This window comes from Vibrio variabilis, assembly GCF_003263785.1.
Classification (GTDB): domain Bacteria; phylum Pseudomonadota; class Gammaproteobacteria; order Enterobacterales; family Vibrionaceae; genus Vibrio; species Vibrio variabilis.
Genome location: NZ_JYJK01000015.1, coordinates 42,159 through 65,599, shown reverse-complemented (window position 1 = coordinate 65,599; position 23,441 = coordinate 42,159). Strand labels below are relative to the sequence as shown.

The 23,441-nt window shown below is 48.4% G+C and carries 10 protein-coding genes and 7 pseudogenes; 11 read left to right on the top strand and 6 right to left on the bottom strand.

From position 1 onward, the window contains the following. Positions 1 to 34 precede the first annotated feature (34 nt). The 3 genes and pseudogenes from htpG (at position 35) to hemH (ending at position 3,947) form a co-directional block, all read left to right on the top strand. Positions 35 to 1,937: pseudogene (gene htpG, locus TZ48_RS03600) on the top strand (molecular chaperone HtpG). A 288-nt stretch (positions 1,938 to 2,225) separates the two neighbouring features. Next, positions 2,226 to 2,870 carry an adenylate kinase gene (adk, locus tag TZ48_RS03595; protein WP_006071083.1) on the top strand — a complete coding sequence of 215 codons (645 nt, stop codon included), beginning with the start codon at positions 2,226 to 2,228 and terminating at the stop codon, positions 2,868 to 2,870. A 117-nt stretch (positions 2,871 to 2,987) separates the two neighbouring features. Continuing rightward, entirely contained in the window at positions 2,988 to 3,947 is a 960-nt protein-coding gene (gene hemH / locus TZ48_RS03590; RefSeq protein ID WP_112478281.1) for a ferrochelatase, read from the top strand. Between the two features lie 86 nt (positions 3,948 to 4,033). Here hemH and TZ48_RS03585 read toward each other — a convergent pair. After that, positions 4,034 to 5,417, bottom strand: a pseudogene (locus TZ48_RS03585) (peptide MFS transporter). Between the two features lie 329 nt (positions 5,418 to 5,746). On the opposite strand from TZ48_RS03585, the gene rfaH reads away from it, so the two are divergent. Beyond that, entirely contained in the window at positions 5,747 to 6,241 is a 495-nt protein-coding gene (gene rfaH / locus TZ48_RS03580) for a transcription/translation regulatory transformer protein RfaH (protein ID WP_112478280.1), read from the top strand. 110 nt (positions 6,242 to 6,351) lie between these two features. Here the strand turns inward: rfaH and dapD are convergent, their stop codons facing one another. The 3 genes from dapD to TZ48_RS03565 all read right to left on the bottom strand — a co-directional run bounded on the left by dapD (position 6,352) and on the right by TZ48_RS03565 (position 9,037). Beyond that, positions 6,352 to 7,383, bottom strand: a complete 1,032-nt coding sequence (gene dapD, locus TZ48_RS03575) for a 2,3,4,5-tetrahydropyridine-2,6-dicarboxylate N-succinyltransferase (protein ID WP_112478279.1) — start codon at positions 7,381 to 7,383, stop codon at positions 6,352 to 6,354. Between the two features lie 323 nt (positions 7,384 to 7,706). Continuing rightward, positions 7,707 to 8,003: a YebG family protein gene (locus tag TZ48_RS03570; RefSeq protein WP_112462075.1), complete on the bottom strand. Its 297-nt coding sequence runs from the start codon at positions 8,001 to 8,003 to the stop codon at positions 7,707 to 7,709. A gap of 101 nt (positions 8,004 to 8,104) precedes the next feature. Next, complete coding sequence (locus tag TZ48_RS03565; RefSeq protein WP_112478278.1) at positions 8,105 to 9,037, bottom strand: LysR family transcriptional regulator; 933 nt, start codon at positions 9,035 to 9,037, stop codon at positions 8,105 to 8,107. 96 nt (positions 9,038 to 9,133) lie between these two features. On the opposite strand from TZ48_RS03565, the pseudogene TZ48_RS03560 reads away from it, so the two are divergent. The 5 genes and pseudogenes from TZ48_RS03560 to recD all read left to right on the top strand — a co-directional run bounded on the left by TZ48_RS03560 (position 9,134) and on the right by recD (position 19,799). After that, positions 9,134 to 10,107, top strand: a pseudogene (locus tag TZ48_RS03560) (TDT family transporter). A gap of 68 nt (positions 10,108 to 10,175) precedes the next feature. Beyond that, positions 10,176 to 11,257, top strand: a pseudogene (locus tag TZ48_RS26240) (exodeoxyribonuclease V subunit gamma). Then, positions 11,221 to 13,679, top strand: a pseudogene (recC, locus tag TZ48_RS03555) (exodeoxyribonuclease V subunit gamma). Before TZ48_RS26240 ends, recC begins: the two co-directional pseudogenes overlap by 37 nt. 320 nt (positions 13,680 to 13,999) lie before the next feature. Then, positions 14,000 to 17,625 (top strand): annotated as a pseudogene (gene recB / locus TZ48_RS03550) (exodeoxyribonuclease V subunit beta). Beyond that, complete coding sequence (recD, locus tag TZ48_RS03545) at positions 17,625 to 19,799, top strand: exodeoxyribonuclease V subunit alpha (RefSeq protein WP_112478277.1); 2,175 nt, start codon at positions 17,625 to 17,627, stop codon at positions 19,797 to 19,799. The pseudogene recB and the gene recD overlap by 1 nt, the downstream one beginning before the upstream one ends. A gap of 81 nt (positions 19,800 to 19,880) precedes the next feature. On the opposite strand, the gene TZ48_RS03540 is transcribed toward recD, so the two are convergent. Together TZ48_RS03540 and argA are read right to left on the bottom strand one after the other, a co-directional pair. Next, the gene (locus TZ48_RS03540; RefSeq protein ID WP_042496841.1) at positions 19,881 to 20,066 is read right to left on the bottom strand and encodes a hypothetical protein; all 186 of its coding nucleotides are present in this window, start codon (positions 20,064 to 20,066) and stop codon (positions 19,881 to 19,883) included. A 203-nt stretch (positions 20,067 to 20,269) separates the two neighbouring features. Next, on the bottom strand, positions 20,270 to 21,607 hold the full coding sequence (gene argA / locus TZ48_RS03535; protein ID WP_112478276.1) for an amino-acid N-acetyltransferase: 1,338 nt from the start codon (positions 21,605 to 21,607) through the stop codon (positions 20,270 to 20,272). 145 nt (positions 21,608 to 21,752) lie between these two features. Here argA and TZ48_RS03530 point away from each other — a divergent pair, with 145 nt between their 5' ends. Both TZ48_RS03530 and mltA read left to right on the top strand, forming a co-directional pair. After that, positions 21,753 to 22,208, top strand: a complete 456-nt coding sequence (locus tag TZ48_RS03530; protein ID WP_112478275.1) for a DUF2850 domain-containing protein — start codon at positions 21,753 to 21,755, stop codon at positions 22,206 to 22,208. 70 nt (positions 22,209 to 22,278) lie between these two features. After that, positions 22,279 to 23,370: pseudogene (gene mltA, locus TZ48_RS03525) on the top strand (murein transglycosylase A); the annotation flags it as partial. Positions 23,371 to 23,441 lie beyond the last annotated feature (71 nt).

Here is a 23,441-nt window from a genome sequence, read left to right as displayed (position 1 = left end):
AAAACTCGGTATGAAATGTGTAAATGGAGATAGCATGAGCACCGTTGAAACTAAGAACAAAGAGACCCGTGGCTTTCAGTCCGAGGTAAAACAACTTCTTCACCTTATGATCCACTCTCTGTATTCAAACAAAGAAATTTTTCTTAGAGAGCTGATTTCCAATGCATCGGACGCTGCTGACAAGCTGCGCTTCCAAGCTCTATCGAACTCAGAGCTGTATCAAGGCGATGCTGACCTAGGTGTGAAGCTGTCGTTTGACACAGACAACAATACCTTGACCGTATCCGATAACGGTATCGGTATGACCCGCGATGACGTGATTGAGCATCTCGGGACGATTGCCAAGTCAGGTACCAAGGAGTTCTTTGCCAAACTGTCTGAAGAGCAGAGCAAAGACTCACAGCTTATCGGCCAATTTGGTGTTGGTTTCTACTCTGCCTTTATTGTTGCTGATGCCGTGACCGTGCGCACTCGTGCTGCAGGCACGTCAGCAGACCAAGCGGTGCAATGGCATTCAGCTGGTGAAGGTGATTACACCATCGAAGACATCACCAAAGAGACTCGCGGTACCGATATCGTGCTTCACATGCGTGAAGAAGGTAAAGAGTTCCTATCTGAATGGCGCTACGTGATGTGATCAGCAAATACTCTGACCATATCGGTATTCCAGTGTCTATTTGGACTCTTGAGCGTGATGAAGAGGGTAAAGAGACCGACCAAGGTAAGTGGGAGCAAATCAATAAAGCTCAAGCGCTTTGGACGCGAAATAAATCTGATATCAAAGACGAAGAGTATCAAGAGTTCTACAAACACGTTTCTCACGATTTTGCGGATCCACTGGTATGGAGCCACAACCGTGTAGAAGGTAAGAACGACTACACCAGCCTGCTTTACATCCCAGCGAAAGCACCTTGGGACATGATGAACCGTGACCATAAGAGCGGCCTAAAGCTTTACGTTCAACGCGTGTTCATTATGGATGACGCTGAGCAGTTCATGCCGTCTTACCTACGATTTGTGCGTGGTTTGATAGATTCGAACGATCTACCGCTGAACGTTTCTCGCGAAATCCTTCAAGACAACAAGGTGACACAGTCGCTGCGTGGTGCGTGTACTAAGCGTGTTCTTACTATGCTTGAGCGCATGGCAAAGAATGACGAAGAAAAATATCAGTCATTCTGGAAAGAGTTTGGCCTAGTGCTAAAAGAAGGCCCTGCCGAAGACATGGCGAACAAAGAGAAGGTGGCTGGTCTACTGCGCTTCGCTTCGACAGAAGTTGACTCAGCAGAGCAGACGATTTCTCTAGCGTCCTACGTTGAGCGCATGAAAGAAGGCCAAGATAAGATCTACTACCTAACAGCAGACAGCTATGCAGCCGCGAAGAACAGCCCTCACCTTGAGCAGTTTAAAGCGAAAGGCATTGAAGTTGTCTTGATGTATGACCGCATCGACGAATGGCTAATGAATTACCTCACTGAGTTTGATGGTAAGCAGTTCCAGTCAATCACTAAAGCGGGTCTTGATCTGAGCAAGTTCGAAGGCGAAGAAGAGAAAGAGAAGCAAAAAGAGACCGAAGAAGAGTTCAAGTCAGTGGTTGAGCGCACGCAAACCTACCTAGGTGAGCGCGTTAAAGAGGTTCGTACTACGTTCAAGCTAGCAAACACTCCTGCTGTTGTTGTGACGGATGATTTCGAAATGGGTACGCAAATGGCGAAGCTTCTTGAAGCGGCGGGTCAGGAAGTACCAGAAGTGAAGTACATCTTTGAAATCAACCTGAGCATGAGTTGGTGAAGCGTATGGCGGATGAAGCCGACGAAGAAGCATTTGGCCGCTGGGTTGAGGTACTTCTTGGTCAAGCGATGCTCGCCGAGCGTGGCTCGATGACCGATCCTTCTCAATTCTTGGGTGCGATCAACAAGCTTTTGGCTAAAGTCTAATTCCCTTGCGGAGTTTGACACCCTAGTCTAATTCAAGAGCTCGAACATTCGAGCTCTTGTTTTCTCAGGCTAAACGCACACTTTTAGGTAACTTTAGAGTGCAATGCAGGATCTTTAGACACTTTTGGCGTCAGGCAAGCGATTTCTATGATAGAATGCGCGCCAAGTTAAAGATTCAACTATTTTTGAATAAACCGTTTATACCGAAACGTATCGCAGCAAACATGCCCCTTTGGCATCAAGCAGTAGGCTTCGGTATAAATCTTTTTTTATATAAGAGGACAAGTCATGCGCATCATTCTTTTAGGTGCTCCAGGTGCAGGTAAAGGCACACAAGCTCAATTCATCATGGAAAAATACGGTATTCCACAAATTTCTACTGGTGACATGCTACGTGCAGCAATCAAAGCAGGCACTGAGCTTGGTAAGAAAGCGAAAGCAGTTATCGATGCAGGTCAACTTGTATCTGACGACATCATTCTTGGTCTAATCAAAGAGCGTATCGCTCAAGACGACTGTGAGAAAGGTTTCCTACTAGACGGCTTCCCACGTACTATCCCTCAGGCTGACGGCCTAAAAGAGATGGGCGTAGATGTAGACTACGTGATCGAATTCGACGTAGCTGACGACGTAATCGTTGAGCGTATGGCGGGTCGTCGTGCTCACCTAGCTTCTGGTCGCACTTACCACGTTGTTTACAACCCACCTAAAGTGGAAGGTAAAGATGACGTGACTGGTGAAGACCTAGTGGTTCGTGACGACGACAAAGAAGAAACTGTTCGTGCTCGCCTAGGTGTATACCACGATCAAACTGCTCCGCTAATCGCTTACTACGGTAAAGAAGCAGAAGCAGGCAACACTAAGTACCTGAAATTTGACGGTACTAAGCAAGTGGCTGACGTAAGCGCAGACATCGAAAAAGCTCTGTCTTAATCGACATTTGTGAATTCGCTAAAAAAACGACCTTTCGAGGTCGTTTTTTTTGATCCAAGAAAAGCGCACATAGGTATATAATTCGCTTAGAATTTATATATAAAACAAAGGAAGTCTATGAGCGATTCGTCAAAAACAGGTGTGTTGTTAGTCAACCTTGGCACGCCAGATGAACCGACAGCAAAAGGGGTAAGACGCTTTTTAGAGCAGTTTCTGCACGATCATCGCGTCGTAGATATGACCCGTTGGATTTGGTGTCCGGTGCTGCACGGTATCATTCTTCCTATTCGCTCTCCCAAAGTCGCTAAAGCCTATCAATCGGTATGGATGGACGAGGGCTCACCTCTCATGGTGTACTCCAAGCGTCAGGCGGATAAGCTTGCTCAATCAATCAACCTTCCTGTTGAGCTTGGCATGAGTTACGGTAATCCATCGCTACAAAGCGGGATCACCAAACTTCTCGACCAAGGCGTAGAAAAGATAGTGGTATTGCCGCTTTATCCGCAGTACTCGGGTACCACTACAGCCGCCGCGTTTGATGGTATCGCGAAAGCGTGTAAGTCGATTTCAACCTTACCGGCCTTCTCCATGATTCGTGACTATCACGATCACCCAATGTACATCAAAGCGCTTGCTGATAAGGTCAGAGCGCACTGGGAGCAAAATGGCCGCGCCGATTACCTATTGTGTTCTTACCACGGCATACCAAAGCGTTATGCGGACAATGGTGACGTGTACCCACAGCATTGTCAGGCAACCACCGACTTGCTGCGTCAAGAGCTTGGTTTGGATGAATCTCAGATGGGGATGAGCTACCAATCGATCTTTGGTCGCGAAGAGTGGCTACAGCCTTACACGGATAAAACCCTTGAGAAGATGCCAAGCGAAGGCATTAAGACCATCGATGTTATGACGCCCGCATTCTCGGTCGATTGTTTGGAAACCCTAGAAGAGATCGCTATCGAGGCCAAAGAGACCTTTATCGAAGCTGGAGGTGAGCGCTTCAGTTACATCGAATGTCTCAACGACTCAGACGCCCACGTCGCGATGATGGCAGAGTTGGTGCATAACGCTTAGCTCTTCAATCCAACAGCATAGATACTAAAAAGGCCAGTCACGATGACTGGCCTTTCTTTTTGTAACTCGATTAATCGAATAAGCAATTAAGCGATTTGAGCTTGCTGCTCTTCTACTTGCTCTGCATTGCTTACTGAGCCTTGCTCTGCACCGTGCATCCACTTAACAAGTGTATTCGCGAACAACAGAAGGATAACGCCACAGATAACGGCTGTAATAGCGATACCACTGAAGATTGCCATAGCGCCCAGTTCGCCCACATGTGAACCAACAAGACCCGCTACGTAGTTAGCAATCGCGTTGAAGCCAAACCACGCTCCCATCATTAGAGACGCAAGACGCAGTGGCGCAAGCTTAGTCACCAGTGATAGACCAATTGGTGATAGGCAAAGTTCACCTAGCGTATGGAAGAAGAATGCACCCACGAGCCACAGCATTGAGGTTTTAACGCTGCTATCGCCACCTTGCTCAAGTACCGCGCCAACCATGCAAAGGAAGCCAGCTGCTAGGAAGAACAGTGCAAGTGCAAATTTAACCGGAGAGTTCGGTTCACGTTTGCCCAGTTTAACCCAGATTGCGGCAAGCACTGGAGCAAGCGTAATAATGAAGAACGGGTTCAGAGATTGGAACCAAGCCGCTGGTACTTCAAAGTCACCAATCATGCGATCTGTGTACTGCTGGGTGTAGATGTTCATTAGACCGCCCGCTTGTTCGAAACCGCCCAGAAGACAATTACAAACAGACCCATAATTAGGATTACCTTCAAGCGATCCATCTCTTCACGAGTCAGTGGCGCTTTGGCTTTTGATTGGTTTAGCTCACGAGCACGTGCAGCAGCTGGGACATTACCAATATCACCTAGCCAAGAGTTTGCCATCGTCATTTGCATCACTAGGCTGATCACCATACCGATACCTGCCACGATGAAGCCTGCTGACCAACCAAAAGAGTCAGTTGCTGAACCAACAACGATACCTGCAAGCAGTGCACCAATGTTGATACCCATGTAGAAGATGGTGAATGCGCCATCACGTCGGTTGTCGCCTTCTGCGTAAAGGTCGCCAACCATGGTTGAGATGTTTGGCTTAAACATACCGTTACCAGCGATAAGCAGTGCTAGACCGCCGTAGAACATCTGGCACTTGGCTCACCGGATGCCGCTGCTGCTAATACAAATTGCCCAGCAGCCATCAGTACGCCACCGATGATGATGGACTTACGTTGACCTAGGTAGTTGTCAGCAATATAACCACCGATAAGCGGAGTGATGTAAACTAGTCCAGTATAGATACCATAGAGATCCAGAGCATCTTTAGTAGACCAGCCCATACCACCATTGATTGTGGTGTCTGTTAGGAACAAAACCAATATTGCGCGCATAGCATAATATGAGAAACGTTCCCAAAGTTCGGTACCGAACAGTAGGAATAGGCCGCGAGGGTGGCCGAAGATGTTGCGTTGTGCTGTCATAAGTTTTACTAATTTTTATCATCAAAGAATTTAATGTGCCAAATGGTATACCTGACAAAATTAATAACCGCAATAGGCGGAATTTGTAGACTTTGTGAAATAAATGTTTAACGCAATGAAATGTAAGAAAATTTTTCACTAATGATACGTAAATTTCGTGCTGCAATCTAACTTTTCATTTTTACCGGCCAGCATCTATTCGGATTTTTCATCGGTTTGATCGCAGACAAAAGATGGTTAAACGGGCACAGTGTTGGGTTTAGTGGTACGATGCAGACAAAACAAAAACATCAAGTAATTAAATTAAACAGTTTAATCGAACAGATAAAATGAAACGTTGGTATTTGCTTTATTGTAAGCGCGGTGAACAAGGCCGAGCAAAAATGCACCTCGAGAATCAAGGCTTATCCTGCTACTACCCAGAAGTAGAAGTAGAAAAGATCCTCAGAGGAAAAAGACAGAAGGTGAAGGAGCCGCTCTTTCCTTCCTATGTGTTTGTGGAGTTTGATTACGAGCAAGGCCCGTCATTCACAACCGTGCGCTCAACGCGTGGTGTGGTGGACTTTATCCGTTTTGGAGCTCATCCTAAAGAGATCGACTCAGCACTTATTGACGAGTTGCAGCTGTTAGCGGAGCGTCCGGATGAACCGGAAACCGACAGCTTACCAAAACACGGTGAGACAGTTCGAGTAACCGGCGGTCAGTTCGCTGGTATCGAGGCGATTTTCCAAGAGGCTGACGGAGAAGCGCGTTCGATCATGCTAGTGAACATGATAAGTCGCCCGGTCGCCGTGAGCATCGAGAACAAAGATCTGGATATCTAGCGCTCTCAATAACTCAGTGGTTTTAAGCTCGCCGATATAAAAAACCTCAGTACCATAAGATGGACTGAGGTTTTCTTTTTTTGGGGTATTACCCTTTCAGCAACTGAGGATTAGTTGTTGCTGTGAAGCTCGCTGTTCAGTTCAACGGCTGTTTTGTTGGTTAGACATTCAATTTGACCTGTCACTGAGTTGCGACGGAACAGAAGGTCTGGCTTGCCAGCGAGGTCGCGAGCTTTAACAATTTCAACTTCCGCACCAGATGCGTCCAGCATGCGCACTTTGGAGCCAGCGGTTACGTAAAGACCAGACTCAACAGTACAGCGATCGCCTAGTGGGAAACCAAGACCCGCGTTCGCGCCGAGTAGTGAGTTTTCGCCAATGGAAACTACAACCGTACCACCACCAGATAGCGTACCCATAATAGATGCACCGCCGCCGATGTCCGAGCCGTTGCCAACCACAACACCTGCAGAGATACGACCTTCAACCATGCTCACGCCAGTTGTACCTGCGTTGAAGTTGATGAAACCTTCGTGCATAACCGTTGTGCCTTCGCCAACGTGAGCACCAAGACGTACGCGAGATGTATCTGCAATACGAACGCCTGTTGGAACCACGTAATCAACCATTTTAGGGAACTTGTCTACGCAATCGACAGTCAGCGTTTCACCCGCTAGACGTGCTTCGATTTGACGCTCAGCTAGCTCAGGAAGATCGATTGCACCTTGGTTTGTCCAAGCGATGTTGTGAAGTAGACCGAAGATGCCATCAAGGACAGTACCGTGAGGCTTTACTAGGCGGTTTGAGATAAGTTGCAGTTTTAGGAAGCCTTCTGCTACAGATTGAGGCTTCTCGTCTGTCGCCAGTACAACCAGTACTAGTGGTTGTGAAGAGCTTGCTGCTTTTTCGGCAAATGCTGCGTTTTCTGCATCATCATTGCTAGAGAATGCTGTCGCTAGAGCCGCGCTTTGCGCTGCAGAAATTTCGATAGCTTGGTTGCCTTCCGCGTAACCAGACACCTCTGCCACTGCTGCAACTAGCGCGTCAGATGGGTTTAGACGTGGGTGAGGGAAGAATGCTTCGATGATTTTACCGTCGCGGTTTTTGGTTGCAGTACCAAAAGCGATTGAGAATGCTGCCATGACTCTATGTCTCCATGTATAGATTTGTCTCAAAGCCGCAGCGATTGGCGGCGACCTTGATTGATTTGTTAGGAATCATCTTAAAGAGACGTGATGGCAGATGAAAGGGCAAAAACGACAAAAGTCTGTAAAACGATACCCTTTGTCTTTTCAGCGATGTTTTTTCCTAATAAGAAATTTATCGGCGTGCATTCGCTTATTCGATAGCACTGATTTAAGCAGTTGGATTTACTTGATTAAGGCTCAAAAAGCAAAATAGCCAGTAAAACTCGACGCTCTACTGGCTATTGGATTTGCTTGTGCAATATTAGCAAGTTAACGCATTAGGCTGCGTCTTCTGCATCCTGCTCTTCAACAGGCTTAACCACTTTTGGCTTTTTTGGCGTTGGCTTGCGCTTAGCACCAAGCGCGTAAAGCACTTCTTCTTTACGCTGAGCAAGGTATAGCGACAGCTCTTCTTGTTTCTCTTCATCTTCGATAAGCTTGCTTTCACCTAGCAGAGAAAACAGCTCATCCGCCATATCCAACATTTTGTCATAAGCGTCAGCTTCTGCTTTAGAGGTAAAAGTCATCTTTTCTTCTCCGTTGCGTTCCACCACGTACTTGACGATTACAGCCATGGTTAATCCTCTAGTTAAATTTTAAGGTTCTAATACTGTCTGTTTATACAGAGGGTCAAAGTTAATGTCCAGTCGAGGGCGCAAAAGTGAGAGCTGTTTGCCTAATTCCTATTCGTCTCGCATTGCGTGTTTTTGACTGAAGTCGCCGCACGCCATTGCTGGCAGAACAGGATAAAGCGCTCGAGAAGAGGACTTTGGTACTTCTCTTTATGAACCAGCAGCCAAAAGCGTCGTTTCATGTCGAGCGAGACCGATATAGGCACTAAGCGACCATCATCAATGGCGCTTTGCGTAGCCAGAGTCGATAGACAAGCCAAGCCAAGATTGGCGGATACGCTGTTAATAATGGCTTCGGTAGTATTGAGCTCAAAGGCTTCATGCCAGATCTCTATCCTTGGTGCCACGGTACGCAGGAAAAACTCCCGAGTGCCGGAGCCAGGTTCGCGCAAGATCCAGTCACTGTTTTCTAAGTCTTCCAGCGTGACGTGCGACTTTTTGGCAAGAGGATGCTTGGGAGAAACCACAATACACATCTCATCTTCGCTAAACGGGTAGCTATCAAGCTCAGGGTGCAAGGTTTTACCTTCCACCAAGCCGATATCGAGTTGATAGTCGATGAGCTTTTGACAAATCAAAGCGGTGTTGGAGATAAACAGTTGCTGGGACTTATGCTGATGCTCGTCGCGAAAATCGCTGAGTAGAAATGGTGCGACTTGGTTGCCCACAGTGTCACTGGCACCGATACGTAGCACGCCGCGATAGCTCTGCTCATCACCAAACAGTGATTCAATATCTCGGCTTCGGCTGAGCAGTTCATCGGCAAGGGGCAGCAGTTTTTGGCCTTCTTGGTTGATGACTAAGCGGTTGTTGACCCGATCAAACAGGGCGTGACCTATCTGTTTTTCCAGCTCACTCAGCGACATGCTGACCGCCGCTTTAGAGAGAAAAAGCGTGTCCGAAGCTGCAGTAAGCGTTTGATGCTGAGTCACCGCAACAAAGACCTTGAGCTGTTTTAACGAGATGTGTGGCTTCATGTTCAGTTAAACTTAACGAGTAAATTAAATAATTGAATATAGTTAAACATAAGCAAGGTTTACAATCACCGCAACTGAAGAATTGAGGTGATTGTGATGATTGCGAGAGTGACAAAAGCACATAACAGAGTAAAAGCGGCGCCAACCCCAATGGCAGGATTGGCACTGGGTATTGCCAGCCTTGGCTGGAGCTGGGAAAACGCGCTGCCGCTTAATCATGTTGCCCAGTGGACAGGTGCTGCAATTGCTAGCCTGTTGCTTATTATCCTTGCCTACAAATACTTGTTCCATAATCACGTATTGCGTCAGGAGCTTGCACACCCTGTGGTAGGCAGTGTTGCCCCAACGTTTGCCATGGCGACCATGGTGGTGTCTCACTCTGTTGGCCAATTTGCACCTAATGTCGGTGACGCACTATGGCTTGGCGCTGTGGCGCTGCACATTGTGTTCTTGGCAAGTTTTACTTACCACCGTATGCGCAATTTCGAGTTGCACCACATGGTACCCAGTTGGTTTGTACCACCAGTCGGCATTATCGTTGCGGATGTGGCCTTCTCGGGAAATCCAGACTTAGCATGGATTGCCAATAGCGCTTTAGTATTCGGTCTTGTTGCTTATGCGGTCATGCTACCAACCATGATCTACCGTTTGGTGTTTACTCATGAGATCCCAGATGCGGCAAAACCAACCATGGCAATTATGGCAGCGCCAGCGAGCTTATCGCTTGCCGGTTACCTAACGGTTGCGTCAGATCCATCTGCCATCATTATTGCGCTGCTATTTGGCATTGGTGTGTTGATGACACTATTCATCTACCTTGCGTTTATCAAATTGATGCGCTTGCGATTCAGCCCTGGTTACGCAGCTTTCACTTTCCCAATGGTGATCAGCGCAACAGCGCAGTACAAACTCGCCGCTTGGATGAGCGCACAACACGCGCCAGTTGAGATGGTGAAACAGATCACCGCGCTTGCAATATAGAGCTAGTGGTCGCGACGATTGTTGTTAGCTACGTGGCGATTCGTTACCTCGTTGCTTATTTACCCAAACAAGCAAATATCACGGCGTAAAAGGTCTTAGATACACAGGGACTGTGTTAACCTTGAGGGAGGAAAATTAGCGAAAGGCGCGCCGTCACGTGTTCACCGTTTACCACTCAAATCAGATAGATGTGCTCAAATCCTTATTGGTTCAGCTCATCAAACTCGACCCAATTGAAAACCCGTTTGAGAAAGAACAAATTCTCGTCCAAAGCCCAGGCATGTCTCAATGGCTGAAAATGGCGTTGGCGGAAGAGTTTGGTATTGCGGCCAACATCGACTTCCCACTTCCAGCTACTTTTATATGGGATCGCTTTGTTCAAGTGTTGGATGATGTGCCTGCGCGCAGTGCATTCAACAAAGAAGCGATGACGTGGAAGATCATGCACCTTTTGCCTGAGCACTTAACGGATCCCGACTTTGCGCCGCTCGCTCAATATTTAACCGATGACCAAGATGCATCGAAACGCTACCAATTGGCAGAAAAAATCGCCGATATCTACGATGGATACTTAGTATATCGCCCAGAGTGGATAGCCTCATGGGAAGCCGGTTTACCGGTTTTTGAGCTTGAAGACGAGCAGCCGTGGCAGCCAAAACTTTGGCAAGCACTGTACGATCATACTGTGGCGCTTGGTCAGTCTCCGTATCACCGTGCCAACCTTTATGAGCACTTCATTGATGTCCTCGCCAATAACCAAGATGTTAAAACGCAGGGACTCAATCAGCTTCCTAAGCGTTTGTTTGTGTTTGGTATTTCTTCACTACCGCCTCGTTATCTCGACGCACTGAAAGCCCTTGGTGAGCATATCGATGTTCATCTAATGTTTACCAACCTTGTCGATTCTACTGGGGTGAGGTGCGCGATCGTAAATACCTAGCAAAACTCGCCGCCGCCAAGCGCAAGCAGCTTAATGATCTCGACGCCTTTGCTGACAGTCAGCAGTGGCAAGAGGGGGAATGGGATCTCGCGCCGCAGCTTAAAGGCGATGTGGAAGCGAATGTAGACGACGAGCTGCATCTCTCTGAAGTGGGCAACAGCTTGCTTGCATCTATGGGTAAACTTGGCAGGGATAACTTGTATCTATTGTCACAACTTGAATCGAACGAGATTGAAGCCTTTGTTGATGTAGATAGAGCACGCTGCTTGGCAACCTTCAGGCGGATATTCTTAATCTAGAAGAGCATCAAGACGATGCCTTATTGCTTTCATCCAGCCACAAGCCCGCGATTGCCGCTGAAGATGCCTCGCTATCGGTGCATGTTTGTCATAGCCCAATGCGCGAGGTGGAAGTGCTGCACGATAACTTACTGGCGATGTTCGACCGCAATCCGGATTTGAAGCCGCGTGACATCATCGTCATGGTGGCGGATATCAATGCCTACAGTCCGGCTATTCAGGCGGTGTTTGGCAATGCTTCTGGTGAGCGTTATATCCCGTTCTCTATTTCTGACCGTACGGCCGATAAAGAAAGCCCATTGCTCAATGCCTTTAACCAGCTTTTGCAACTGCCTGACTTGCGTTGTACCAGCAGTGAAGTGCTTGAGCTTTTGGAAGTACCTGCAATCATGGCGCGATTTGATATCAGTGAACATGAGTTTTCGCTGCTGCGTGCTTGGGTGGAAGAGGCGCAGATCCGTTGGGGTATCGATAATCAAACAGCAAGTGAGTTTGACTTACCTGAGTTTGGTCAAAACTCTTGGATGTTTGGTATTTCTCGTATGCTGGCGGGCTATGCGGTGAGTGAGCAGGCTGGTCTTCTGATGGTCGGTGAAGAGAGCATTTCCCCTTACGAGCAAACGCAAGGCATGCAAGCCGAAACTGCCGGTAAGCTAGCGCAGTTTATCGATAAGCTGGCGCATTATCGCAAGGTGCTTAACCACACCATGACGATTGAGAAGTGGCAGCAAGCGATCAACCAATTGGTCGATGACTTTTTTGCCGTGGATATTGAAGGTGAGGTCGTTGTTAAATCGATCCGCGATACTTTGTCGGCACTTGGTGACCAGCTGTTGGATGCGCGATACGACGAGGCACTGGCACCGCGCATTGTTCGTCAGTACTTCATTGATAAGCTTTCTGGCTCGCGCGTCAGTCAGCGCTTTTTGGCAGGACAAGTCAATTTCTGTACCTTGATGCCAATGCGCTCTATCCCGTTCAATACCGTTTGTCTATTGGGCATGAACGATGGTGTCTACCCTCGCAGTGTGCCGCCAGAGAGCTTTGATCTCATGGTAGGTCGAACCAAGCCGGGCGATCGTTCAAGACGTGATGATGACCGTTATCTATTTCTCGAAGCGCTGCTTTCGGCGCAGCAAAGCCTCTACATCAGTTACGTCGGACGTTCCATTCAAGACAATACCGAGCGCGTGCCATCCGTACTGGTTTCAGAGCTTTTAGAATACTGTGAGCAAAACTACTGCTTGCAAGGTGATGAAGCGCTAGACGTTGATAGCTCTGGCGCCAAACTCACTCAATCTTTGCTGCGTGAATACCCTATGGTGCCATTCAGCGCTGCGCACTTTGATGCCTCGAGTGCACTGCAAAGTTACGCGGCCGAGTGGTTGCCATCAGCGCAGCAAACAACGCTTGAGGCGACACAAAGCTTATCTCTGCCGTTTAACTTAGACCCCATTGCTCGAGCGCAAGGTGAAAAGGTCGAATTGGAGTTGACCGAGCTACAGCGCTTCTGGCGCTTGCCGGTGCAGTATCTGTTTAATCGACGTCTGCAAGTCAACTTTGAGGAAAGCCTTCTTGGACTCGAAGATGAAGAGCCATTTGTGCTAAGTGGATTGGAAAGTTTTGGTCTTCGTAAATCTCTGCTCGATGCCATGATAGAGGCCAAAGGTCACATTGAAGGCGAAAAGCTGCACGCATTTAAATCAGAACAAAAAGCCAAGGGCTATTTGCCGGTCAATGAGTTTGGTGAACTGGAGTTTGCCGCTAACGTCTCGCAAACCCAAGAGTTGGCAGAGGCTATTACGCCGCTAGTGAGTCAAGAAGCTGAAGATGTTGAAGTCGATTTGACACTAGATATAAATGACTGTCATGTCGCGCTGCAAGGTTGGGTAACCGGGTGTTATCAAAGTGGTGTAGTGCGCTATCGAAGCGGTAGCTGCGCGCAACCGACTATCTTGCCGCATGGATAGATCATCTGCTGGTGGCCGTGGCAGGTAGGCAGTGTAAAACTCACATGCTGGCGTATGACAAAAAAGAAGGCGTCGTCCATCGCATTTATCCAGCGTTGAGCGCTGAGAATGCCAAAGACTACTTAACCCAGCTAATCAGTTTGTATCTGCAAGGTTTGGATACGCCGCTTTGCTATTTCCCTGAGACGGCGCTGGCTGGGATTGAGGCCAACTACAGTCGTGGGCAATGGACACCGAGCGATGAGAAAATGCTCAGCAAAATGGCAGGTCGCTTCCAAGGTGGTTACATGCACATCGGTGAAGGTGACAATCCTTATATTTCTCGGGTTTGGAATGAATGGAGTGAGGCACTGGCGAGTGAAGCTAAAACACTCGCGCACTTAGTATTAGAAGCGCCGCGAACTATGAGTATCAGTGCAGAAGAGTATTACTCGGCAAGCCCTGCGGGCTAAAGCCTTTAAAAGGGAGTGGCCGCCAGTCTTCATTATAGTGTGTAGGGAGAGTGCTGGACGGCCGGGGAGGGTCAGAGGGACCCGTATTTCTGGGCGAAATAGTAGAGTGTGAGGGTGATTAATTCCGTGAATGGGATCGCAACTTACATAGTTATTAATTATATCCGCTTGTTTAAAATTAGATTTTAAGCGTTAGATCACAGTTGAGTTCAGACATGAAGCCAAATGAGCACTCTTCAGATAACCCATTGTTAGATAGCGATGCCCAAGGTCAATCCTTGGACGGAGCACCGCCTAAGAAGCCGACTGCGCTGAATACCATGACCTTTCCATTGCATGGTGCTCGGCTGATTGAAGCCTCTGCGGGCACGGGTAAAACCTTTACTATCGCGGGTCTCTATCTAAGACTGCTGCTCGGTCATGGCAAAGAGGGTAGCGCGCATCGTCAGCCACTAACGGTTGACCAGATCTTGGTGGTGACCTTTACCGAAGCCGCGACAGCAGAACTTCGCGATCGAATTCGTGCCCGTATCCATCAGGCTCGTATCGCGTTTGCCCGAGGCGAAAGTGACGATCCGGTCATTCAGCCATTGCTTTTGGAAGTAAGCGATCATCGTTACGCCACCGAAACCTTGCTTCAGGCTGAGCGCCAAATGGATGAAGCGGCGGTCTACACCATTCACGGTTTCTGCCAGCGCATGCTGACCCAAAACGCGTTCGAGTCAGGCGCTCGTTTTAACAACGAGTTCGTGACGGATGAAAGCCGTTTAAAAGCGCAGGTCGCGGCAGATTTTTGGCGCAGTCAGTTTTATCCGTTAAACCTCGCGATGGCCTCTGAAATTCGCAAAATTTGGGCCACGCCAAGTGCGCTGCTCAGTGATATCGGACGTTATCTGACAGGCCCTGCCATTACCTTACAAGATATTGACTCAACAACGGATAGCGATGGACAGAGCATGGACATTGCCGCTCTGCATCAAGCCAATCTAGAGAAAATAAAGACGCTAAAAGCCAACTGGTTAGCCGTTAGCGACGATGTGGTCACTTGCATCTCACAATCTGATGTCAATAAACGCAGTTACACCAAAAAATCCCTGCCAACTTGGGTGGCAAGCATTACGGAATGGGCTCAGCAAGAGACGCTGGATTACAGCTTACCGAGCGCGCTTGAAAAATTTTCCCAAGCGGTGCTGATTGAAAAAACGCCTAAGGGCGAGCCACCAACGATGGCAGTTTTTGCCGAGATTGAGGCCTTTCTAGCAACGCCTCCTGAGTTGAAAACCCCGCTACTCGCAATGGCGATTAAAGCGTGTCGTCAGAGATTAGCGTTAGCCAAGCAGCAAAAGCAGTGGCTCTCTTTTGACGATCTATTGACTCAACTGAGCGCCGCTTTAGAGCTCGAATCTGGCGAGCGCTTAGCCGAAAAAATTCGCAGCCAATTTCCGGTGGCGATGATCGATGAATTCCAAGATACCGATCCACTGCAGTACCAAATTTTCAGCTCGGTGTATTTAGACAACCCTGAGTGTGGCTGGTTTATGATTGGCGACCCAAAGCAGGCGATTTATGGCTTTCGCGGCGCTGATATCTTCACCTATATCCAAGCAAGAAATCAGGTTGTTGATCACTACACCTTGGGCACCAACTGGCGCTCCAGTGAGCGTATGGTGAGCAGCGTCAACGCGCTGTTTGAACAAGCAGATTCGCCGTTTTTGTACGACAGCGACATTCCCTTTTATCCGGTTAATGCCAGTCCGAAAGCGGGAAAACGTCAGTGGCTGCAATATGGTGAGAGTCAGCCTGCACTGCAGTTTTGGCTCCAAGATGCCGATGCGCCTATTGCCAAAGGGGACTATCAGCAGCACATGGCCGCTGCCACTGCCCAGCACATCAAAATGGTGCTGACTGAATCGCAAACTAACAATGTTGTGTTAGCGGATGGTGATAGCGAGCATCCGGTTGAAGCGGGTGATATTGCCGTGCTGGTTCGAACCGGTAGTGAAGGGCAACTGATCAAACAGGCGTTGGCTGAGCGTGGCATTGCCAGTGTTTATCTCTCTAATCGAGACAGTGTGTTTTCTAGCGCAGTGGCAGAAGATATGCTGCGCCTTCTGCAAGCGATTTGGTATCAAGACGATGAACGACTGCTGAAAAGTGCACTTGCCTCAGAGCTGTTCGCGCTACCCGCTGATGTGCTTGATGGCCTGAATAACGATGAGAACTTGTGGGAGCAAGTGATTGCTGAGTTTCGTGATTACCGTCAGTTGTGGCAATCCCGCGGTGTGTTGCCCATGCTGCGCTCGGTGCTGTTTAAGCGCGAAATGTCGAATCGTCTATTGGCCACCGTTGGCGGTGAGCGTTTACTAACTGACTACTTACACTTGGGAGAGCTATTGCAAGCTGCTCGACAAGATGTGGAAAGTGACACCGCATTGCTACGTTGGTTTGCCCAGTCTATCGAAGATGCTAAGCAAGGGTTAGGCGCCTCCGATGAGCATATTCAGCGTTTGGAATCGGAGCGAAATCTGGTGCAAATCATCACCATTCATAAGTCGAAAGGCCTTGAATATGATCTGGTTTACTTGCCTTTTGTGGTCAGCTATCGCGAAGCGATGGAAGCGAAATACTATGATGCAACAAATCAGGAATCGGTGCTGGATCTTAGAAAGTCCAAAGCCGCACTGGCTCAGGCAGACAAAGAGCGCCTAGCGGAAGACCTACGCCTTATCTATGTAGCGCTGACTCGTGCCGTGTATGGCTGTTTTATCGGTATTGCGCCACTTCGCAACGGACGCTCTACCAAAGAGCCTACCGGCGTTCACCACAGCGCTCTAGGCTTCTTGGTGCAAAACGGCCAAGAGCTGGGCGTCAGCGAGCTAGAAACCATGCTAAACCAGTTAGCAAAATCGTGTCAGGACATCGCGATTACAGCGCCACCAGAACCCGATGGTGAGTCGTATCGCTTGCCGTCTGTATCTGCACCTGAGCTTAATGCAAAAACGCAGCAACATACCATTGATCGGGACTGGCGTCTGACGAGTTACTCGGCTTTGGTGAAACAGAGTCACCATGCAGCAGTGATGAGGTGTTTATTGAAGAGTCGGGCTTAGATATCGACTCTTCAGACGAGCAGCAACTGGATCCGCTGTTGGAGCCGGAGAAAACCATCTTCCATTTTCCAAAAGGCGCTCGTCCGGGTACCTTCCTACACACGGTATTTGAAGAAATTGAGTTTACCGAGCCCGCTGGCTCTGAGCATAACGAAAAGATCATCGCTGAACTGCTTGCCAAAGAGCAGTACGACGCAGAGTGGCTGCCAGTGATTACTTTGCTGGTGGATCAGGTGATGAACACGGCTCTAGACGGTGAGAACCTATACCTTCGAGATAAAAGCCCTTCGCAGCGCTTGGTGGAGATGGAGTTTCTATTGCCGATAGATGTACTTGATGCGCCTTCGCTTAATCGAGTGATTCAGCGCCACGATAGCTTATCTGCCAAGGCGCATGAGCTGGGCTTTTATACGGTTAAAGGCATGTTGAAAGGCTTTATTGACTTAGTGTTTGAGCATCATGGCAAGTACTACGTCCTCGACTGGAAATCGAATCACCTTGGTGAGGACAGCAACAGTTACCAGCGAGCTCAACTCGAACATGCCATGGTCGACCATCGCTATGACTTACAGTATCAACTCTATGCCTTGGCGCTGCATCGCTTCTTAAAAACGCGTATTTGCGATTACGATTATGAGCAGCATTTTGGCGGCGTTTACTATCTGTTCTTACGTGGCATTGAGCCGAACTCCGATGCGGGAATCTTCAATGCGCGTCCGACTAAAGCAATGATTGAAAACCTTGATGCGCTGATTTCCGGTGATCTGAATGCCATCGAGACTGAAAACAGTGATACCGACGAAGGAGCAAATCAACAAATGGGGCTTGGATTTTAATGACTGAACAGCGCGCTTTTTCCCATTGGATTTCCGACTTGGTCGATAAAAAATGTTTACGACCGCTGGATCATCAGTTCGCCAAGTTTGTTGCTTCCATTGAAACCGAGTATCCCGATGAAGTGATGTGGCTGGCGGCAATCACAAGTAGCCAGCTCGGGCAAGGCCACATTTGCGTCAACTTAGATAGCGACTTAGGTAGCAATTTGGCTGAGCAGGCTTTGCCACCGTTACCAAGCCTGATTGGACTCTATGGCGCCGCTGCTGCGCCGTTGGAAGATAAGGTCAATCAGGTTGATTGGCTGCAGGTAATGGAGCGTGCGTCAACGATCACTGTATTGGCTCCAGGCGCATCCTTAGAGGGTGCGGTCACGCCTCTAGTCTGGCAGCAAAATCGGCTCTATTTACAGCGCTACTTTTATTATGAGCAAACCATCGCAGAGCGGCTGTTGTCGATGGCGACGCCGATTGAGCTGCCCAGCACTCAACTTCAGCAAGCGGCGCAGATCCTTGATCAGCTGTTTGCCCGAGAATATCACTACCTGTACTCGGCATTAGCCTCGCTCTCTAATGAACAAAACAACCAAGTTTCACGACAGCAACTGGTGTGTGACTTCTTAGACGTTGTTGATGATGGCTCGATCGACTGGGATCAGGTGGATCGCATTGTCACGTCAGCGAACTCTGCCAGTGAGCTTCAAATACTGGATGCTGCAATTCCGCTCAATACCTGCCTGAACTGGCAAAAGGTGGCGGCTGCGGTAGCATTAACCCGCCGCTTCGCCGTTATTTCCGGAGGGCCTGGTACGGGTAAAACCACGACAGTCACCAAACTGCTCGCGGCAATGGTGCATCAGGCGAGCGCGCAAGGAGAAACCCCCACCATTAAGTTGGTTGCGCCAACGGGTAAAGCAGCAGCGCGCCTGACGGAATCGATTGGTAAAGCGGTGGATGCCTTGGCGCTGTCACCGGAGCTTAAACAGCGTATTCCCACCGACTCGAGTACCCTGCACAGGTTACTTGGTGCCATTCCAGGCCGTGTTGAGTTTAGGCACGATAAAACCAATCCGTTGCATCTCGATGTGTTGGTGCTCGATGAAGCCTCTATGGTCGATTTGCCTATGATGCACCGATTGCTCGATGCGCTACCAAGCCACGCACGGCTTATCTTATTAGGCGACAAAGATCAGCTCGCCTCAGTTGAAGCGGGAGCGGTGCTATCTGATATCTGTGATTTTTCGGCTCAAGGTTACAGCCAAAAGCAAAACGAACGGGTGAAAGCACTCACTCAGTTTGACTGCCAGTTTGGACGTACTGGCAAACAGTTGGTATCGCCACTTGCAGATAGTCTATGCGTTCTGCAAAAAAGCTATCGCTTTGACGCGCGTTCAGGCATAGGACAACTTGCAAAACAGGTTAACGCTGCAAGTAGTCGAGGTTTCGAGCAGGTTTGGAGCAAAGGGTTTGAGGATATTGAATGGCTGCCACTGAGTGGTGATAGCTATCAAAAATTGATTGATGCTATGGTGCGGGCTTACAAACCGTATTTGACTGAGTCGAGAGCAGCGTCTCCACAAGGTGAGTCGCTGCAAAGCAGCGATGCGTTAGTGAACTGGCAGCACGGCGTTGCGCGTGAAGTCTTAGGTTTATTCGCTCAAAACCGCTTGCTGTGTGCAGTTCGAGAGGGTGATTTTGGTGTTACTGGCCTTAACCAGAGGATAGAGTCACGTCTGAAGCAGCGCGGCGTGATTTCGCGAGGTGAAGAGCTTTGGTATGTGGGGCGACCGCTGATGGTGACGAAAAACGATCACGGGCTTGGACTTTACAATGGAGATATAGGCATTTGCCTATGGGATCATAGTGCTCAAACACCAAGGCTGAAGGTCTTCTTTGAGCTCCCTGATGGCAGCATAAAGTCGGTATTGCCAAGTCGAATGCCAGAGCACGAAACGGCTTATGCCATGACGATTCATAAATCTCAAGGCAGTGAGTTTGCCCATACCTTTATGATATTACCGGGTGAATTTAGCCCTCTGCTCACCAAAGAGTTGATTTACACCGGAATTACCCGTGCAAAATCGCGTTTCACCTTAGTGGCGGATGGCAAAGTATTAGGGAAGGGGATACGTCATAAAACGCTGCGTCACAGTGGACTGTCATTGCGATTGGCGTAAATGCGTAGCTGAGTCGGAAAGTAAGTGAGAGAGAAACTCTACCATCCTTGGCAGTGCTATTCTGGAGATAGTTTGGCTCGGTTAAGCCGGATTAAAGACCTCAGAGTAGGTGATTTGCTTGATCCGATACTGCTGCTGGTAAATCGCCATTAACGATCTGACTTTTTCGGATACAGGAAAAACACAGTGGACGTTGAGTCCTTCTAGGAAGTGGTTTTCCGCCATATCCCAGAAACTTTGAATCGAATTACAAATAACCGTTCGCATAGATGTCACTCTTGAATGTGGTGTTCACCTAGCATTCCTTGCACTGCCCGCCAGCACGTTGCTTTTTGGGAGTCCTGTCACATAAATAGCTGTGATTTGCGCGAATTTTAAACAGGAATTGACCTTTTGTAAAACGATTTGTGCTAATTCATGACGGCAATCGATTTCATAAATTTAAAGTCGTCATGAATGATTTTTTAACACTACACCGAGACCGATAGGATCTTGGAGCGCCTTTGTAAATTGTAGAGGTCTTGCTTCGCCATCGGCAGCGATTCTACCCCTACTTCAAGAAAACCTTGCTCTCTAAACCAGTGCAGGCTGTGTGTAGTGAGTACAAATATATGCTCAATCCCCATCATCTTTGATTGCTGCTTCATATGATTCAGGAGCAGCACGCCCCGATTGCCATCGCGATAGTCGGGATGGATCGCAACGCAGGCCATTTCGGCCATCTTTTCTTGCTGGTAAGGATAAAGTGCTGCGCAGCCAATCACCAAACCATCTTTCTCGATCAAGGTGAACTGGTGGATCTCTTGCTCAAGCTGCTCTCTAGAGCGGCGAACCAAAATCCCTTTTTCTTCTAAAGGTCTAATCAGCTCAAAGATGCCGCCAATATCATCTATGTCAGCCTGTCTGACTTGCTCGGCACTGGCCATGACGATTTGTGTGCCGATACCATCAATAGAGAACAGCTCCTGAATCAGCGCACCATCGATTTTATAGCTAATTAAGTGGCAACGTGGAATCCCTGCGCGACAAGCGGATTGCGCGCCGCGTAAGAAACGCAGAGTGCCGCTACTATGGCCTTCGTCAGCCAGTTCTTTGGCTTCAAGTTGTTCAATCAGTTGATTGACCTCAGAAGGGAATAGTTCAGCGATGGCATTACCATTTTCATCGAGCACCCCTTGCTCAGAGCAAAAACCAATTAACTTATCTGCATTTAATTTTATAGCCACTTGGGTCGCCACTTCTTCAGAGAGGAGATTGAAGGTCTCACCCGTTACCGAACCTGCCACAGGACCGAGTAAGGCGATTGAACCTTGCTCAAGAACACGATTGATACCTTGAATATCAATACGGCGCACGCGACCACTGTGGCAGTAGTCGATGCCATCATCAACGCCGAGCGGTTGGGCAATGACAAAGTTGCCACTAATAACATTGAGCTGGTTACCCGCCATTGGTGTGTTATTCAGGCTCATAGAGAGACGTGCAGTGATATCCAGTTGCAGACGCCCCGTCGCCTGCATTACATAGTCTAAGCACTTTTCTGTCGTGACTCGAATGCCTTTGTGATAGGGACAGTGACAATCATTGTGTTCAAGAAGTTGGTTGATTTGCGGCCTTGCGCCATGCACCAGCACTAACTTAACGCCCAAACTATGTAGCAACGCGATGTCACTCACAATATTGGTGAAGTTTTTGTCGGTGAATGCTTCTCCACCTAGCATGATGACCATGGTTTTGTTGCGGTGAGCATTAACATACGGAGTGGACTGCCGAAATCCTTTTACTAGGGCGGTACTGCGGATCTTCACAATGATTACTCGTGGTTTATTTATGTTGAAATAATGACTTTTTATTCAAAAATGCGCAAGGGAAATTTAGTATGGAGCGAAGGAGAGACTTGCCCCTTTATGAATCAAGTGACACACTGACGCAGAATACAGAAGAAGGCGAGCTATGAGTGAAGGCAAAGAGAGTAGTATTGTCAGTAGCGTGGATGTCACGTTAACGCCTCGCAGTACGATTAGACCCAACAAGTGGTTGGAACGAGTACTAATTTTGCTGGCATTAGTGGGTACGGCCTCAGTGATTGGCTTATACAACGATTTATATGGTCGAGTTCAAGACCACATTAACCCTAAAGAAGCGGTGTTTGGACTGTGGATCGAGAAAGATGTGGCTCCTTATGCGAGAGCGTCGTTTGAACTTGGAGATAATAAGGTGGCGATCAATAACCGTGTGGTCGCTACTTCTTTTGAGCTATCAACGAAAGAGCTTTGGTTTACCGTAGGGGTGACCGAGTATCGTTATCAATTTCTTAACCGTAACAAGACCGAGATACGACAGCTTTCACCGACTCATTACAACCCAACGTTTGTTTTGTCAGGAAAACACAAAAAAGACCTGAGATAAGCATCGGTTTTATTGCGCTTTTTTATAGAGTTTGCCATCCTGAATGCACGAACCATAAGGGATGACTAACTTGATCAAACGTATTTTGCCACTTGCTTCTGTTTTATTGGTGTTTGGCTGCGCGCAGAGTGATCGCGCCCAGCAGCACCTAGATGGTGAGTTCACTAGCCTGCTAAATAAAACAGAGCAAATTGAATCCAACAAACCTCGCAACTTTCACTCCTTTGCTGCTCAAGCGAATGAGGTGGTCACTGCCTCGCCATCTATGGCGAAAACCTACCAACCATTATACGAACAGCTAGAAGCATGGGCTGTGCAAAGTGGCGACCCTAAACAGTTGGCAAATTACGGTGTTCAAGCGGCGCAGCTTGGCGGTGGTGATAACAAAGGCAATGTACTTTTCACGGGCTATTTCTCACCTGTGATGGAGCTTCGTCATAAGCCGGATGAGAAGTTCCGCTATCCGGTGTATGCGATGCCAGAGTGTCAGCAAGAGTGTCCAACTCGCGCAGAAATTTATGGCGGCGCACTCAATGGCCAGGGACTTGAACTCGGCTATGCTGAAAACCTCATCGACCCATTTATTATGGAAGTGCAAGGCAGTGGCTTCGTTCACTTTGAAGATGATGACACCTTAGAATATTTTGCCTATGCAGGAAAAAACAACAAAGCGTACGTGAGTATTGGCCGTGTGTTGATAGAGCGTGGTGAAGTGCCAAAGGAGAAAATGTCACTCAAAGCGATCAAAGAGTGGGTGATGGCACAAGATGAGAAAACGGTGCAGGCACTCCTTGAGGAAAACCCATCGTTTGTATTCTTCCAACCGCAAAATGCAGCGCCAGTAAGAGGTACTGCAGGTATTCCGTTATTACCTATGGCATCGGTTGCGGGCGATCGCTCTGCATTCCCAATGGGGACTCCGATACTGGCGGAAGTGCCACTGCTTAACGCCGATGGTACTTGGAGTGGTGCACATGAGTTAAGACTGCTAATCGTGCTCGATACTGGTGGTGCGGTGAAAGGTAACCACTTCGATCTCTATCATGGTATGGGCGAGTTTGCCGGCACTCAAGCAGGGCATTACAAGCACTTTGGCCGCGTGTGGAAATTGGGTTTAGAAAACTCGACAACCGCAGACCCATGGTTAATGCCAGCAGAAAAGACCTCTCCAGCAAACCCGTCTGAAGCGTCGGCTAAGTCTTCTACCTCTTCGCAAGACAAGCCTGATACCGA